Origin of the sequence: Nibribacter ruber, from assembly GCF_009913235.1 — a bacterium.
Classification (GTDB): domain Bacteria; phylum Bacteroidota; class Bacteroidia; order Cytophagales; family Hymenobacteraceae; genus Nibribacter; species Nibribacter ruber.
The window spans coordinates 1,572,951-1,587,903 of sequence record NZ_CP047897.1; the positions used below are offsets into that span (position 1 = coordinate 1,572,951).

Here is a 14,953-nt window from a genome sequence, read left to right on the forward strand (position 1 = left end):
TACGCGCATGAGTGCCTTCCATCCCCGTCAGATTTCCATCTCAGACTATACCTATGACCTCCCGGAGGAACGCATAGCCCAGTTTCCGCTGGAGGAAAGGGACCAGTCCCGTCTGTTGCTCTACCAGCAGGGTCGCATTGCAGATGCCCGGTTTACTGATTTGCCCAACGCGTTGCCGGCCCAATCCTTGTTGGTGTTCAACAATACCAAGGTGGTGCAGGCGCGTCTGCGTTTCCAGAAAGCCACGGGTGGCATGATTGAGTTGTTCTGTCTGGAGCCGCTGGAGCCCATCAGAGAAGTGCAGCAAGCCATGCAGCAGACGCAATCTGTGGTCTGGAAATGTTTGGTGGGCAACAACAAGCGCTGGCGCGAAGGCCGTCTGGAAATGCCCCTCGGTCCTTCCCCAGAAAGCGGTGTTCTGAACGCGGAGCGCTTGGCTCCTGCCGAGGAAGGCTATGCCATCCGGTTCTCCTGGACGCAGGCAGAGCGCACCTTCGCGGAGGTGCTGGAAATTGCCGGTCTTCTGCCGCTGCCTCCGTATATGAACCGCGATGCCGCCCCAGAAGACCAGAACCGCTACCAGACCGTGTATGCCGCCGCCGCCGGTGCCGTGGCCGCACCTACCGCCGGCCTGCACTTTACGCCGCGGGTGCTGGAGCAATTGCAACAGCGAAAACACCAAGCGGCGTTTGTGACCCTGCACGTGGGCGCAGGGACATTCAAGCCAGTCAAGTCTGAGGTGATGGAGCACCATTACATGCACCCAGAGCAGCTTTCTGTGGATAGAGAGATGGTAGAGCAGCTACTTCGGCATTTGGGCAGACCCGTCATTGCCGTGGGCACCACTTCCATGCGCACCCTGGAAAGTCTGTATTGGCTGGGCGTAGGCTTGTCTATGGGTTCCCTGCCCACCGAAGAGGATCAGTTACTAGTGCCGCAATGGCTGCCGTATGACCAGCGCACCTCTCTTTCTGTGCAGGAGGCGCTGGAGAGCATTATCCATTATTTAGATCAGCAAGGGCTCACTCACTTACAGGCCACCACCCGTATTTTGATTGCCCCCGGCTACCAGTTCAAGCTCTGCACTGGCCTCATCACCAATTTCCACCAGCCTACCAGCACGCTTTTGCTTTTGGTAGCGGCTCTCATCGGCCCGGCCTGGCAGAAGGTGTACAAGCACGCCCTGGCCAACAACTACCGCTTCTTAAGCTACGGAGACAGCTCTCTGCTACTCCCTTGATCCCTTTCGTTTTTGGCCTCTTTGCTAGAAAAGAGGCCAAAAACGATGTTCTGCCTACGCAAAGGTTTGGTTAAGTTGCCTAATCTGAGTAAGTTCCGTTACGCAAACCTACCTTACTAAACCCTAAACAACTTGTATGGCAAACTATTACCCTTCAGAGAAAAACATTGATTTAGAATTTCAGGGAAAAGGCTCCCAGTTATTTGAGATCCAGTTGGCCAACTGGGTGCTCACGGCCCTTACCTTAGGTCTCTACTATCCTTGGGCCAAGGCCAATATTCTCCGCTACACTTACGCCAAGACCAAACTGTCTGGCAGTTCCTTTACGTTTCACGGCACTGGCAAGGAGATGTTCATAGGCTACCTGAAGGTAATGGCCTTGGTAGTGGTCTTCTATGCCTCTCTTTTCTATGCCGCATTCACCCAGGACCTGGATTTGATCAACTATGTAGTCTATGGATACCTGGCCGTCTTGGTGGTTTTGATTCCGATGGCTATTCATGGCCGCATGCGGTACAGAATGTCCCGCACGTCCTGGAGAGGCATTCATTTTGGCTATCGTGGCAGTTTGAAAGAGCTTTCTCTTATGTTTTACCGTGACATATTCCTGACCATCATCACCCTGGGCTTTTACCGGGCATGGCTGGAGGTGAATCTGCGCACTTACATTGTCAACAATTTGAGAATGGGCAATGTGCAGTTCCATTTTCAGGGCACGGGCGCAGAATTGTTCATGATTCATCTAAAAGGCATGATCCTGTCTGGCCTTACCCTGGGTATTTACCTCTTCTGGTACATGCGCGATCTGCACTTGTTCTACCTCAACAACATGCTACTGGAGCAGAACGGCAAATATGTAAGGCTGGATTCTACGGTGTCTGGCTTCGGGTATTTTAAACTGTTGGTAGGCAACCTGCTGTTGGTCATGTTCACGTTAGGACTAGGATCACCGTGGGCCACTGTGCGCACGCTTAAATTCATTATCAACAACACAGACATCATGGGTGATTTTGACCCAGACAGCCTGGTACAGACCGAGGAAGAATACAAAGACGCGGTCATGGAAGACATGTCTGACATGATGGACTTAGGCTGGGTATAAGGAATAGATGGATATGCCCACGTATTCTGGCACGTACTATGACGGGCGCTCCTCCCTGGGGCAGTCCGTAGAGATCATCTTACAAGAAACCGGATTGGCGCTGTACCCTTCTTCTCTACCGGAGGAAGGGGCAGCGCCTTCTGCTGCCTTTTTCTGGGAAGCAGCCCTGCTCAAGCCCAACGCCTTCCGGGACGGGCCCAAAACGGTACTCCGGTACGGAGATTATCCGGCACAGTCCTTAGAGGTGGTTTCTCCAGGCTTCGCAGAGACCATAAAGAAAGCGTATCCAGAGGCAGTCTTCCATAAAAACGCCCAGCCGGTTCCCAAGGGACATCGGCCTGGATTGTATGTATTGGGTTTGCTGTTCCTGGCTGGTTTGGCTCTGTGCTATCTCTTTCTGCTGCCTGCCGTGGCTGATCTGCTGTCTAGGCAGTTGCCCAAAGAAACAGAGATTAGCCTGGGTGAGAAGATTTACACCCAACTCATGGAAAAGGAGCAGGTGGATTCTGTACGCACCCGTCATGCCCAGCGGTTTCTGAAGCAGCTTTCCATCAAGACGGACTATCCGTTACAGGTGACGGTGGTGCAAGACAAGACTGTGAATGCGTTTGCCCTGCCGGGCGGCCATCTGGTCATTTACTCGGGACTGCTCAACAAGCTGGAAACCCCTGAAGAACTTGCCGCGCTTTTAGGCCATGAGTACGCCCACGTGCAGGAAAAACATACGCTGCGTTCCCTGGCCCGGCAACTTTCTTCTTACATTTTCCTGTCCCTGCTGTTTAATGACGTGGCCGGGCTTTCAGGTCTTATCCTAGAGAACGCAGACAAGCTAAATTCCTTGGAGTATAGCCGCACGCTGGAGCAAGAAGCAGACACCAAGGGCTTCTTTTTACTCAAGGCCAATGCGCTCAACCCCAAAGGCATGCAACGCTTGTTTGAACGGCTGCAGGAGGAGGATTCTTCCGGTTCTCAGGTACCCACACTCCTGAGTACGCACCCGCTCACCACAGACCGCCTCCAACACCTGAAGGAACTGATCCAACAACACCCTTACACTTCTGCTCCGGCATCTGCTCCATTGCAACAAGCCTGGCGGTCCTTGCAACAGAGATAGAAACAAAACCTGGGTTTGGACAACCCTAGAAGTAAGGGCAAATAAAAAAGAGGAGGCGTTAGGCCTCCTCTTTTTTATTTAAGGGTAAGTTGAGATTACAGATTAATATCCAGGATTCTGCTTGCCCAAGTTAGGGTTGGTCTCAAACTGCTGGAATGGCAATGGCCATAAGTTCCGGAAGGTGTTGTCTTGCGTTTCGGCTGTTTCTGGACAGAAATTAAGGACGGCACAGGTCTGTCCAAAACGCTTCAAGTCCATGAACCGAAGACCTTCAACCGCAAACTCCAGACGGCGTTGTTTTAAAATCTCCGTCAAAGCTTCTGCGTTGGTGGCAGGATTGGCATCTGCTACCCCAGCACGGTTTCTAATCATATTAATGTCATCTACCACCTGCTGAGAAGGTGCAGCACCTGCCGCTCCCAGACGGGCGTTGGCTTCGGCTCTGATCAGGTACATTTCGGCTAACCTCAGGATGACCACGTTATCACTGCCATTTACTACGTCATCATATTTGACAACTCTTCTTCGGGTACCCTGCTGCAAGGTAGTCTCTCCAAATCTCTCCCCCCCATCACTTGAAAGCAGGTTGAAAAGCCCGGCAGAAACATAGAATTTTTGACCTGGCACCGCGGGGTTAGAAGAACTGGCCAGTGCGTTTTGATCATCTTCATTGAAGGCAAGTTCAAAAATTGACTCAGAAGAGGCATTGTCCGTACCAGAAGCATCAAAGATTTTTCCGAAGTTTTCTTCTAAACTAAAGGGACCGTTATCAATCACGTTAGATGCCTTATCCCGTGCCTGAGCATAATTGCCTTGTTGCAAGTATACTCTAGCCAGGAGCGCTGTAGCAGCCCAACCAGAGCCACTGAAGACATCTTCGTCATCTGCTACCAGTTTGGTTTCTGCCACAGTCAGGTCAGAGATAATCTGGGTATACACCTCCGCCTCAGTGCTTCTACCTTGGTTTTGAATACCTCCTACATCAATGGTGGGTTTGGTAACAATCGGGACGCCTCCAAATACTTTCAGCAAATCAAAATAAGCCAGGCCCCTCAAGAAATGAGCTTCGCCCACAATTCTATCCTTTTCCTCCTGCTCAATGTTGGCCAGCGCATTCACTTCCTGTATCACTACATTGGCTCTGCCAATGGCGGTATAAATAGAAGCCCAGGTGTTGGCAATCTGCAGGTTGGTAGGATTGATGTTACGGCTGGCTACTTCTCTGTGGGTGCTAAAAGTACCTGTGAACGTGAGGTTATCTGTATACAGGTCTTGGTAGTATAGGTAAGACAACCCATAATAATCACCTGCTTGAAAGGCGCTGTAGACTCCTTGCAACGCTCTGTCTGCTGACCGGGCGTCAATGATGGCTCCTTCAAACTCTATGCTAGCGGTAGGCTCTACGTCCAGCACATCTTGGCAGGAAGTGAAAACACTCAATCCTGCACTAATAAAAAGTATATAAAGTCTCTTTTTCATGTCTGAAAATTAAAGTCCGATGTTAACACCAAACGTGAAGGTTCTTGATTGCGGGAAGGTGTAAAAGTCAACGCCAATGGTGGTGTTAGAAGTACCTGCAAAGTTCACTTCTGGGTCAAAGCCTGGATAGTCTGTGAACGTCACCAGATTTTGGGCCTGTGCAAAAATACGTACGCTGCGCAGTTTGGCTCTCTGGCTGATGGTGCTTGGCAACGTATAGCCCAGCATCAGGTTTTTTAGACGGGCATACGACCCATCATAAATAAACCGGTCTTGGTTGCTACGGCCGTTTCCGTTCTCATCTAAGTACGTAGCCCGTGGAATGTCTGTCACGTCCCCTTCTTTTTTCCATCTTCCTTCTACTATGTCCCGCATGTTGTCATCATACACACCCAGGTGTTGCTGGTACTGCATGGCTGGGTTGGCAATGTCATTGCCTACAGAGAATTGCAGGAAAGCGGTGAGGTCAAAGCCTTTATAAGTGAAGGTGTTGGTGAAACCACCCACAAAGTCTGGTTGGGCGTTGCCAAGGATGGTCAGGTCATCATCTGTAATGAAACCGTCTCCGTTGGTGTCTACAAAGTTCACGTCGCCGGCCTGGGTGTCAATGTTCCCGTCCTGGTTGGCGTCTACATACCTGCCGGCATCCACTACCTGCTGAGTAGTAGAGAAGATGCCGTTGGTTTTGAAACCATAGAACGTTCCAATAGGCTCCCCTTCCCGCAATACCAAAGAGTTACCGCCAAACCCGTAGAAAATATCCTGGCCCTGGTACAGTTCTAACACTTTGTTTCGGTTGAAAGACAAGTTAAAATCTGTGTTCCAGGTAAAGCCTTTGTTTTCTGAGGTGAAGTTGACGGTGCTCAAAGTAAATTCAAGGCCTTTGTTCTCTACACTACCAATGTTGGAAGAATAGCTTCTCAGACCATTCTGAGTAGGAATTGGGCGATTGTACAATAAATCATCTGTGGTCTTAATGTAGTAGTCTACCGCAACGTTCACCCGGTTGGAGAACAGCCCCAGGTCAGCACCAATGTTGAACTGCTTGGTTTCTTCCCATTTCAAATCTGGGTTTTCTAATTGACTGTAGGCAATACCCGGTCTGTCAGCATAGCTGGCAGGGCCAAACAGTCCCAGGAAGGTGAAATCTCCAATCTCCTGGTTACCCGTGATACCATAGCTGGCCCGCAGTTTCAATTCACTAAGAGCAGCTACTTCTGGCATGAAGCTTTCTTCCAGGATTCTCCAACCAACAGAGATGGATGGGAAATAACCGAAGCGGTTATTCTTACCGAAACGGGTTGAACCGTCTGCTCTAAAGTTTAAGCCCAGCAAATACCTGTCTGAGATATTAAAGTTGGCTCTACCAAAGTAAGACAACAAGGCAAATGGCGTGATGGAGTTAGAGCCATTGTTCACGCTGGTGGCACTGCTCAGGTAGCGGAACCGCTCACTTGGAAAGCCTTGGCCCGTTACAAAGGTTCTGTCAATATCATTCTCCTCCACAGAGGTACCCGCCAATAAGTTCACGTAACTTGTTGGCGTGAATTCCCAACGGTAATCTGCCGTAGCTTCTAAAAGTCTCTTGCTTACCAGCGTAGAAGTTTTGGTAGCCGAACCCTGGGTGGCAATGCCCACACTGCCCGGGAAGTTGTCACCGGTATAGCTGCGCTCAGAAAGGTTCAGGACGTCAGCCCCAGCTTTCAGGTTCAGGTTTAGCCTAGGAAGAAGGGTGTATCTGGCAGAAATGTTACCAATGGCACGCAGGTTTTTGCTTTCATTGTCATTCTCCTTGCCTTCTGCCACCGGGTTGGTGTAGTAGTAGTTAGGGTAGCTGTAGGTGCCGTCTGGGTAATACACCGGAAACACCGGCGAGGCAGCCAGCGAGTTGGCAAACGGCCCAATTACGGTGTTGTCACTTACAATACGCTGGTTTTCAGACAAACTTAATTGCACGCCGGCAGAGAAAGATAACTTGTCACTGTAGGAGTGATCCAAGTTCAAACGACCACTGTAGCGCTCATAGCCGCTGCCTATGATGATACCGTTCTGGTCAAAGTAGTTACCAGACACATAGTACCTGGTTTTGGCATCCCCGCCGCTGGCAGACAGCTCATAGTTGCTGATGCGGGCATCTTTCACGGTCACCTGGTCCATCCAGTCAGTGTCTACGCCTTCGGCATCAAAGTCAAGTCCTCCGTAATAGAAATCGCCGAAATCATTTGGTCCCCATGGATCGTCTTCGCCAAGATAGCCGTCATTGATGAAGGCTTCGCGCATTACTTGCAGGTACTGGGCTGCATTCAGGTAACCCGGCTTCTTCCACATGTTCTGAATACCAGTATAGGCATTGAAGTTGATGGTGGTTTTGTTGGCCTTCCCGCGTTTGGTAGTGATCAGGATTACCCCGTTGGCAGCCCGTGAACCGTAGATAGCCGCCGCAGAGGCATCTTTCAAAATGTCCATGGACTCAATGTCTGACGGGCTCAAATCTGAGAGTGCGTTCACAGACTGGCCCCCGAAGTCTAACTGAGAGTAGTCACCGGTGGTCATGGGCACCCCGTCAATCACGTACAAAGGCTGGTTACTAGCTGAGATAGAGCTAGAACCACGCACCCGCACGGTCACCCCGCCCCCTGGCGTACCAGAGTTCTGCGAGATTTGCACCCCGGCTGCCCGTCCCTGCAGGGCTTGGTCCACACCCGCAACGGGCACGTTCTCAATGGCAGCAGCATTTACCTGGGTAGTAGCCCCTGTTACCTCGCGGCGCTCCTGGGTACCATATCCAATCACCACTACTTCATTCAAGCTACGCGCACCCTCAGCCAGGGCAACATTTAAGGTGGCTCCGGTGCCGGCGCTCACCTCTTTGGTATTAAATCCCAGGTAACTGAAAACCAACGTTGGAGACCCAGAAACGCTCAAAGAATAGCGGCCGTCTGCGTCTGTACTGGTCCCATTGGTAGTCCCTTTTACTACTACGCTTACGCCCGGCAACGCAGAGCCGTCAGCCGCAGAAGTGACCCTGCCCGACACAGTTCTTTCCTGCGCCATGGCACTTATACTCAACACGTTGAGCATGACAAACAAAATGAGGAAAAGTCTTTTCATATACAATTGTTACAGGTGTTTACTATTTACAAATCACACATCTACCAGAGAAAGAGCGCATCTTTCCTTTGTCACTTTGTCTAAGTTTTGTTCTTCATGAAAAAGTCATTGATTAGGTTTATCCTATGTACGTATATAGGGCTGGCTACGGTCTTAATTTTTTCACATATTTTCCTTATTAATATTCTATTTAACCGTAATTTAATGATTAAAGTGAAAGATGCAAAAGATGATCTGAGCGGGTTTGTCGTTTTAGTTTTCACCGCGTTTTTGACTAGTTTTACACCCATAAGTACCATAACTATAAGACATATGAAAAAGCACATTCAATTAGCCTGCACGTTGGTTTGCGCCCTGGCCATGTTTCTGGTAAGCACCCAATCCTCTGCCCAGATTAAAATGCCCGCTGCCAGCCCGGCCGCTACGGTAAAACAAGCGGTTGGCTTGGGAGAGGTGACCGTTGAGTACTCCAGACCCAGCATGAAAGGCCGCAAAATAATGGGCGACATAGTTCCCTTTAATGGCAAGCTTTGGAGAACGGGAGCCAATGCATCCACTAAGATCACCTTCTCTGAAGACGTCATGTTGGAAGGCAACAAAGTGCCGGCCGGTCAATATGCCTTGTATACCATCCCTGGTGAGAAAGAATGGACCGTCATCATTCATAAAAACCTGAAACACTGGGGAGACGGTGGCGAGGAATACAAGCAGGAAGAAGACCTGGTGCGTTTTAAAGTGAACGCCAAAGACCTGGATGACAAAGTAGAGACCTTCACCATTGGTTTCAATGACCTCACCAACAACGGCGCTACCCTGCAAATCATGTGGGACAAAACGCTAATACCAGTTAAAATCACCACAGACGTAGACGCCAAGGTAATGGCCCAGATTCAGGAGAAGGTGATCAACGGCACAGACGTAAAACCCGCCATGTATGCCGCCGCCGCCAACTACTACTCAGAGACCAACAAGGACCTGAAGCAGGCGCTTGCCTGGATGAAGAAAGCCAATGAAAAAGACCCGTTGTTCTACAACATGCACTACCAAGCCAAGATGCAGCTGAAGCTGAAGGACTACAAAGGTGCCAAAGCATCGGCTGAAAAGTCTTTGGAACTGTCTAAGCAGGCTAAGAACGCAGACTACGTGGCCATGAATGAGAAGCTCCTAGCCGAAATCAAAAACAAATAGCGTTTTTGGCCGCTTTTGGCCAAAACAAGCCAAAAACGAAGCCCCGTCAGAATGATCTGGCGGGGCTTCGTTGTATAGGGTGAAAAGAGGAAAATTACATCCAACGCACTTTTTCCGCTAAGGGAACCACCCGCTTGCCGGCGCTCAGCACCGGTCCCTCTGCATATCCTAAGTACAAAACTCCTAGAACGGTGTCCTCTTCCCGCAGGTGCAGAAACTCTTTCATGGCTGGCTTATAGGCCATTCCTCCAGAACCCCAATAAGTGGCTATGCCCAGCGCCGTAGCACCTAAGAGCAGGTTCTGGATGGCGCAGGAGGTGGCCGCAATTTCCTCTAACGCCGGTATCTTGGGCAAATCGCCGCGGTGCATGTAGGCTACTATCACATGCGAGGCCCTATTTCCCATGTGCAATAGCTTTTCATAGGTGGTATCCTTAAAGCTATCTGCTGGGGTGTGCGTCTTATACAACTCCGCGTGGGATTGACAAAACTCCTGCACTTTCTCTCTGGCATAGACTACAAACCGCCAGGGCTCTGTGTGCCCGTGCGTGGGTGCCCAATCTGCCAGGTCCAAAATAGCATGAATCTGTTCATCAGGGATGAAACGACCGTTCATTTTGGGCGGCTTGGTCGTTCTCCGGCCTTGGATGATTTCTTGTAACGTCTGAAAACTAGGATTCATGCGATGGCATTAAAGGTTTCTACTCGCCAATCAAGGTGTCTTGTTTCGGCAAAAGAGGCTGCAACAGATACGCAATGCTGATGACCAAGCCACAGCCTATGAGGTTGTACCAGAGGTAGGCGATGGAAGTTGTATAGTAGAGCGTAAAGATGATTAATTGAGTAATAACCGCTGCCCAAAAAACCGCGTTGCCCCGCAAAGACTTACAGTAAAACGCCGCCAGAAAGACGCCAAGAATGGTACCGTAAAAAAGCGAACCCAATATGTTCACCGCCTGAATCAAATTCTCCAACTGTGAGGCAAACAAGGCAAACAGAATGGAAATGGCACCCCAGCCAATGGTCAGCCACCGGGAGGCGCTCACGTAATGTTCATCTGAGGCATTCTTCACAATGGACCGCTTGTACACGTCTACTACCGTGGTAGAAGCCAGAGAACTGAACGCCGAGGCCGTGCTGCCCATGGCCGCGCACAACACCACCGCCAACAACAATCCAATCAAGCCCTGGGGCAATTGCTGCGTCACAAAGGTCAGAAACACATAGTCCGTGTCTTTCAATTCCACGCCCACGTTCTGCCGGTTTACCAAGGCCTGGGCGTCTTTCCGAAGCGCTTTGCGGGTTTCCTCGGCGGTTTGAGCTTGCTGGGCAGCCTGTTCTACGCCTTGCGCATCATTGGCCTGATGGGCGGTCACCATGGCCAGGGCCGCCTCGCGCTTCTGGTTAAAAGCGGCGGTGTTCTGGGCTTCTAACTTTTGCCATTCCCCGGCCTGCGCAGAGGCTTCTACTTTAGCCACCTGCTGTTGATTGAAGTACAGCGGCGGTTGGTAAAACTGATAAAAGACAAACACCATCACGCCCACCATCAGAATCAAGAACTGCATGGGCACTTTCACCAGGCCGTTCATGAGCAGGCCCAAGCGGCTTTGAGCGATGGTCTCGCCGCCTAAATAACGTCCCACCTGCGACTGGTCCGTCCCAAAGTACGAGAGCGCCAGAAAGAAGCCGCCAATCAAACCAGACCACAGATTGTAGCGGTCATTGGGGTTAAAGCTCAGGTCCACCAGGTTCATCTTACCCATCTTGCCCGCCACTACCAGAGCATCAGAGAAACCCACCTGGTCCGGCAACAAACGCACCACTACAACCGCCGCCACCAGCATACCGCCCAGCATCACGGTCATTTGCAAGCGTTGCGTCTGGCTTACCGCCTTAGAGCCGCCCACCACCGTGTAAAACGTCACAATCACGCCAATGAACAGAATGGTGTAAGTCAGGTTCCAACCCAAAATAGCCGACAGGATAATGGCCGGGGCATAAATGGTGATGCCCGTAGAAAGACCGCGCTGCAACAGAAACAGAAACGCCGCCAAAGAACGGGTCTTCAGGTCAAAGCGTCCTTCCAGGTACTCATACGCCGTGTAGACTTTTAAGCGGTAATAGATGGGAATGGCCGTGGCAGACAAGACCACCATGGCCAGCGGCAACCCGAAGTAGAACTGAATGAACCGCATCCCGTCCTCAAAGGCCTGCCCCGGCGTAGAGAGAAACGTGATGGCGCTGGCCTGCGTGGCCATGATAGAAAGGCCCATCATCCACCAACGCTCGGTGTTATCCGCCTTCAGAAACGTGGACATGTCACGGGTCTTGCGGGTTTTCCAGACGCCGTACAAGACAATGAACGCAATGGTGCCCACCAGCACGGCCCAGTCCAGGTAACTCATGCGTAGGCCTCCGTCATAAAGTAGAACAGCACAATCAAAAACGCCAACACGCCCAGCACCAGCCAATACATGCCTTTCCAGGTCTTGAAAAACGGCGGCGGGTCAATATCTCCTTTGGTCATTTTCTTGATTGTTGGTTGTTGATTGCTGATTGTTGTTTTCAAGGATAAGAGGATTGCAAATCTACTCCATCCCCTTCTTCCGTTTTTGGTCTATTTTCCGGAAAACAGGCTAAAAACGACTTCAATGTGTATTGCCCTTTTTACCACTCCTGCAAGTTTAAGCGAAGCGGCAACTTGCAGGTGATATTAGGGCGAGTTTTCAAACTTGCCAGTGTCTTTTGCAGACTCACCATCTGGACGCCTGGAAAATCTAGTATGCCCGCGGACACAAGCAGACGCTTGCGCCATGCTTCCTATTTTTTCTTGTGCCTATATCCTTTACTCACTTTTTAAAATCTCTTATTGCCAAAAAGCGCTGTGTCTAAACAGCTTCATTTTTGGCCTGTTTTCCGGGAAATAGACCAAAAACGAAGGTTACTCTTAGCTGCGGCCCATTAAGCTTTCCCACAAGTTCTCCCGGCACAAGCCCGGCATGTCCCACCGTCAGGATGACAAATGTGAGGAAGAGTGAAGCCACCGCCCTAAAATTCCTGATTCCAGATTCTATTAGTTTCCCAAAGACAGCAGGTTCACAAACAATCTGTAGGCGCCGGGCACGCCGGCGGGGAGCTCCCTGAAGAACGAATATCCCGTGTACGCAAAATGCCCTTTGCCGTATTTGGCCACCAGCAAGCCACTTTCTTTGGCGCTCTCGCCGGGGTCATTGCTGGAGATGACGGTTTCATACTCGGGGGCCCATTGGTTAGGAAAATACAAGCCGCGTTCCTGCACCCAGCCAGCAAAATCCTTCTCGGAGATTTTATTGGGCGTGTTCAAGACAGGGTGATTGGGCTTCAGGAATTTGACGGGCGCGTCTTCTACCGTCACGCGGTCCTGTGACAGCTTGAGGCTGTAAGGGCCCAGTTGGTTAGTGACCAAGCCGTTGCTCACGTTGTATTGTACTACCAGGGTTCCGCCCTGGCGCACGTACTCCAGCAACTGCGGTTGCTGAAATTTAAGCCGATCCAGGGTGTTATAGGCCCGTACACCAGTCACCACGGCATCATATTTTTGCAGGTTGGTCGCAGACAAATCCTCCACGCGTAGTAAATCTACGGTGTAGCCAATCTGTTGCAGGCTGGCGGGCACCTCGTCGCCGGCGCCCATGAGGTAGCCAATGCGTTGTCCCTTGCGCTTCAAGTCCAGTTTTACGGCTTTAGAAACGGCTTCGGGGAACAGGGTCTGGGTAGGAATGTGGTTGTATTCAATGGATTTGAGGCCTTGAGCGTATGATTTTCCGTTCATGGACACGTGAGCGCCAATGGTACTCTCCGTCTGAGCCTCTCCCGGAAACACCTGGAACGTAAACTGCTGCTCCTCGCCTTTCTGGCTAAGTTTCACGGGGAAAGAGGCTGGCGTGGCACGCCAGCCTTGGGGCAGTTTCAAGGTCACCTGGCCTGCTACGTTCGGCTCGCCGGCGCGAACTTTCACGGTCACTGGCTTAGAAGCGGCATCGGCAAACACGTATACTTTCTCTGTAAGGTTGACAAAAACTGGTGGCGTGATCTCAAACGGGCGGTACTGCTCTCCTTCTACCGGATCTGTGCGTTTGAACACCAGCGGAACGGTAAAGGCAAGGGGCTGGCCTTGCACCGTTACATGAATTCTCACCTGGGCGGCTGGTGGGTTTTCGGGTAGGCCAATCAGGGAGGCGTCTTCTACCTTGAACATGCCGGTAGTGCCCGGTTTTCGCAACCAGTATGGCTGAGAATAAGGCACTGTGGCCGGAAGAACCACATTGGTTTTGGAGAACCAAGGATTTCCGGCAGTCAATGTTTGTTGCAAGGTGGTATCCTTTTGCCCGAACAGGTATTCTACTTTGGTGAGGACCACGGGAACGGCAGAACGGTTCACGGATTCTACCTGCACGTTCACCTGCTCACCGGGCACGGCGGCGTATTCTCTGGCCGAAGCCTCCAGGTACAACCCAAGACAAGCCTTAACCAGCTGGTTCAATTCCTGTTGTTTCACTTCTTTCCAGGGAGTGGCCGGCAGGTTGCTTAAGGCGGTGTTTATCTTGAGAAGCGTGGGCACTATTGCGGCTGGATTGGTGACAGAGTAGTTTTTCAGTGCGTCTTGCACCAGTTGACCCACGGCTTCACCGCCTTTCACGCGGCTCCAGGTAGTGTTCACGCCTTCCAGCAAATCGGTTTTGGCAGGTTCGCCTTTGAGGAACTCAAAATATTCAAGGGCTTCGCCTCTGCTTCCGCTGCTGCCAAAGCCCTGGCTTTTGTGCATGCTGCGGCTTTCAGCGGCCACCTCATTGTAAGATTTGCCCAGCAAAGGGTTGTACACGCCGGTTTCCAGTTTTAGCTTATTGCTTTCGTCAAACTTCTGGCCCTGCCCATAGAAAAAGCTGGAGGTGTTCCAATAGACGCGCTTCACCTGCCATGGCTCCACGGTTTTGAGTTGCTCCGGAAAACGCTTGGGATCAGCGGCGGCAGTGAAGGCCTCCAGGGCAATCATAGCCGATGCCGTGTGATGACCGTGCGTGTTGCCAGGCTCTGGCGAGAACCGAGTCACAATCACATCTGGCCTGAATTTTCTGATTACCCACACGGCGTCTGCCAGCACCTGCTCACGGTTCCAGATGGTAAAGGTCTCTGCCGGATTCTTGGAAAACCCGAAGTCATTGGCGCGGGTGAAGAACTGCTCCCCACCGTCGGTGCGGCGGGCCTGCAACAATTCCTGCGTCCTGATGATGCCCAACTCCTCCCTAATTTCCGGCCCAATGAGGTTCTGACCGCCATCGCCGCGGGTAAGAGACAGGTAGCCGGTGCGCAGCTTGCGCTCATTGGCCAGATAGGCAATGAGACGGGTGTTTTCATCGTCGGGGTGGGCGGCCATGTAGAGCACGCTGCCCACCACGTTCAGTTTTTCCAAGCCCAGCCGGATGTCTGCGGCGTTGGGTTTCTTGGGAGCCTGGGCCTGCGCAGCCGGAGTTGAGAGAACCACTACCGCTAACCAGACGCCAACTAATGCACGAAGAGAGATCATGAGCAAACAAGGAATGGAGAGGCGGCTTCCCGTTGCCGCACTCTGCTTTGTAACGGTAAAGCTATTCAATTTTATATCATTCGCCACACGGAGAATGGCAGGCGATGGCCCACGCCGGGCCGCTCATAACTTTTTACCGCCTTCTCTAGTTAAGAG

10 protein-coding genes are annotated in these 14,953 nt (G+C 51.4%); 4 read left to right on the forward strand and 6 right to left on the reverse strand.

Features of this window, described 5'->3' with window-relative positions; all coding sequences use genetic code 11:
* Positions 1-7 precede the first annotated feature (7 nt).
* The 3 genes from GU926_RS06655 (at position 8) to GU926_RS06665 (ending at position 3,456) form a co-directional block, all read left to right on the forward strand.
* Positions 8-1,240 (forward strand): S-adenosylmethionine:tRNA ribosyltransferase-isomerase, encoded by a 1,233-nt coding sequence (locus GU926_RS06655; RefSeq protein WP_160690224.1) that lies wholly within the window; start codon positions 8-10, stop codon positions 1,238-1,240.
* 136 nt (positions 1,241-1,376) lie between these two features.
* Positions 1,377-2,342 (forward strand): YjgN family protein, encoded by a 966-nt coding sequence (locus GU926_RS06660; protein ID WP_160690226.1) that lies wholly within the window; start codon positions 1,377-1,379, stop codon positions 2,340-2,342.
* Positions 2,343-2,355: 13 nt separating this feature from the next.
* The gene (locus GU926_RS06665) at positions 2,356-3,456 is read left to right on the forward strand and encodes a M48 family metallopeptidase (protein ID WP_160690228.1); all 1,101 of its coding nucleotides are present in this window, start codon (positions 2,356-2,358) and stop codon (positions 3,454-3,456) included.
* A gap of 102 nt (positions 3,457-3,558) precedes the next feature.
* On the opposite strand, the gene GU926_RS06670 is transcribed toward GU926_RS06665, so the two are convergent.
* Positions 3,559-4,935, reverse strand: a complete 1,377-nt coding sequence (locus GU926_RS06670) for a RagB/SusD family nutrient uptake outer membrane protein (RefSeq protein WP_160690230.1) — start codon at positions 4,933-4,935, stop codon at positions 3,559-3,561.
* 9 nt (positions 4,936-4,944) lie between these two features.
* Positions 4,945-8,046: a SusC/RagA family TonB-linked outer membrane protein gene (locus GU926_RS06675; RefSeq protein WP_160690232.1), complete on the reverse strand. Its 3,102-nt coding sequence runs from the start codon at positions 8,044-8,046 to the stop codon at positions 4,945-4,947.
* Positions 8,047-8,358: 312 nt separating this feature from the next.
* Here GU926_RS06675 and GU926_RS06680 point away from each other — a divergent pair, with 312 nt between their 5' ends.
* Positions 8,359-9,234, forward strand: coding sequence for a DUF2911 domain-containing protein (locus GU926_RS06680; protein WP_160690234.1), 876 nt, complete (start codon positions 8,359-8,361; stop codon positions 9,232-9,234).
* Between the two features lie 94 nt (positions 9,235-9,328).
* On the opposite strand, the gene GU926_RS06685 is transcribed toward GU926_RS06680, so the two are convergent.
* From GU926_RS06685 to GU926_RS06695, 4 genes are all read right to left on the reverse strand, one after another.
* Positions 9,329-9,916 carry a nitroreductase family protein gene (locus GU926_RS06685; protein WP_160690236.1) on the reverse strand — a complete coding sequence of 196 codons (588 nt, stop codon included), beginning with the start codon at positions 9,914-9,916 and terminating at the stop codon, positions 9,329-9,331.
* Positions 9,917-9,935: 19 nt separating this feature from the next.
* Positions 9,936-11,639, reverse strand: a complete 1,704-nt coding sequence (locus GU926_RS06690) for a sodium:solute symporter (RefSeq protein WP_160690238.1) — start codon at positions 11,637-11,639, stop codon at positions 9,936-9,938.
* Positions 11,636-11,761: a hypothetical protein gene (locus tag GU926_RS18570; RefSeq protein WP_262886158.1), complete on the reverse strand. Its 126-nt coding sequence runs from the start codon at positions 11,759-11,761 to the stop codon at positions 11,636-11,638. Before GU926_RS18570 ends, GU926_RS06690 begins: the two co-directional genes overlap by 4 nt.
* Positions 11,762-12,307: 546 nt before the next feature.
* Positions 12,308-14,797 (reverse strand): PIG-L family deacetylase, encoded by a 2,490-nt coding sequence (locus tag GU926_RS06695; RefSeq protein WP_160690240.1) that lies wholly within the window; start codon positions 14,795-14,797, stop codon positions 12,308-12,310.
* Positions 14,798-14,953 lie beyond the last annotated feature (156 nt).

Excerpts from the sequence above, each read along its gene's own strand:
- GU926_RS06675 (WP_160690232.1), bottom strand. The coding sequence starts at position 8,046 with ATGAAAAGACTTTTCCTCATTTTGTTTGTCATGCTCAACGTGTTGAGT.
- GU926_RS06660 (WP_160690226.1), top strand. The coding sequence starts at position 1,377 with ATGGCAAACTATTACCCTTCAGAGAAAAACATTGATTTAGAATTTCAG.
- GU926_RS06665 (WP_160690228.1), top strand. The coding sequence starts at position 2,356 with ATGCCCACGTATTCTGGCACGTACTATGACGGGCGCTCCTCCCTGGGG.
- GU926_RS06655 (WP_160690224.1), top strand. The coding sequence starts at position 8 with ATGAGTGCCTTCCATCCCCGTCAGATTTCCATCTCAGACTATACCTAT.
- GU926_RS06685 (WP_160690236.1), bottom strand. The coding sequence starts at position 9,916 with ATGAATCCTAGTTTTCAGACGTTACAAGAAATCATCCAAGGCCGGAGA.
- GU926_RS06690 (WP_160690238.1), bottom strand. The coding sequence starts at position 11,639 with ATGAGTTACCTGGACTGGGCCGTGCTGGTGGGCACCATTGCGTTCATT.
- GU926_RS18570 (WP_262886158.1), bottom strand. The coding sequence starts at position 11,761 with ATGACCAAAGGAGATATTGACCCGCCGCCGTTTTTCAAGACCTGGAAA.
- GU926_RS06670 (WP_160690230.1), bottom strand. The coding sequence starts at position 4,935 with ATGAAAAAGAGACTTTATATACTTTTTATTAGTGCAGGATTGAGTGTT.
- GU926_RS06680 (WP_160690234.1), top strand. The coding sequence starts at position 8,359 with ATGAAAAAGCACATTCAATTAGCCTGCACGTTGGTTTGCGCCCTGGCC.
- GU926_RS06695 (WP_160690240.1), bottom strand. The coding sequence starts at position 14,797 with ATGATCTCTCTTCGTGCATTAGTTGGCGTCTGGTTAGCGGTAGTGGTT.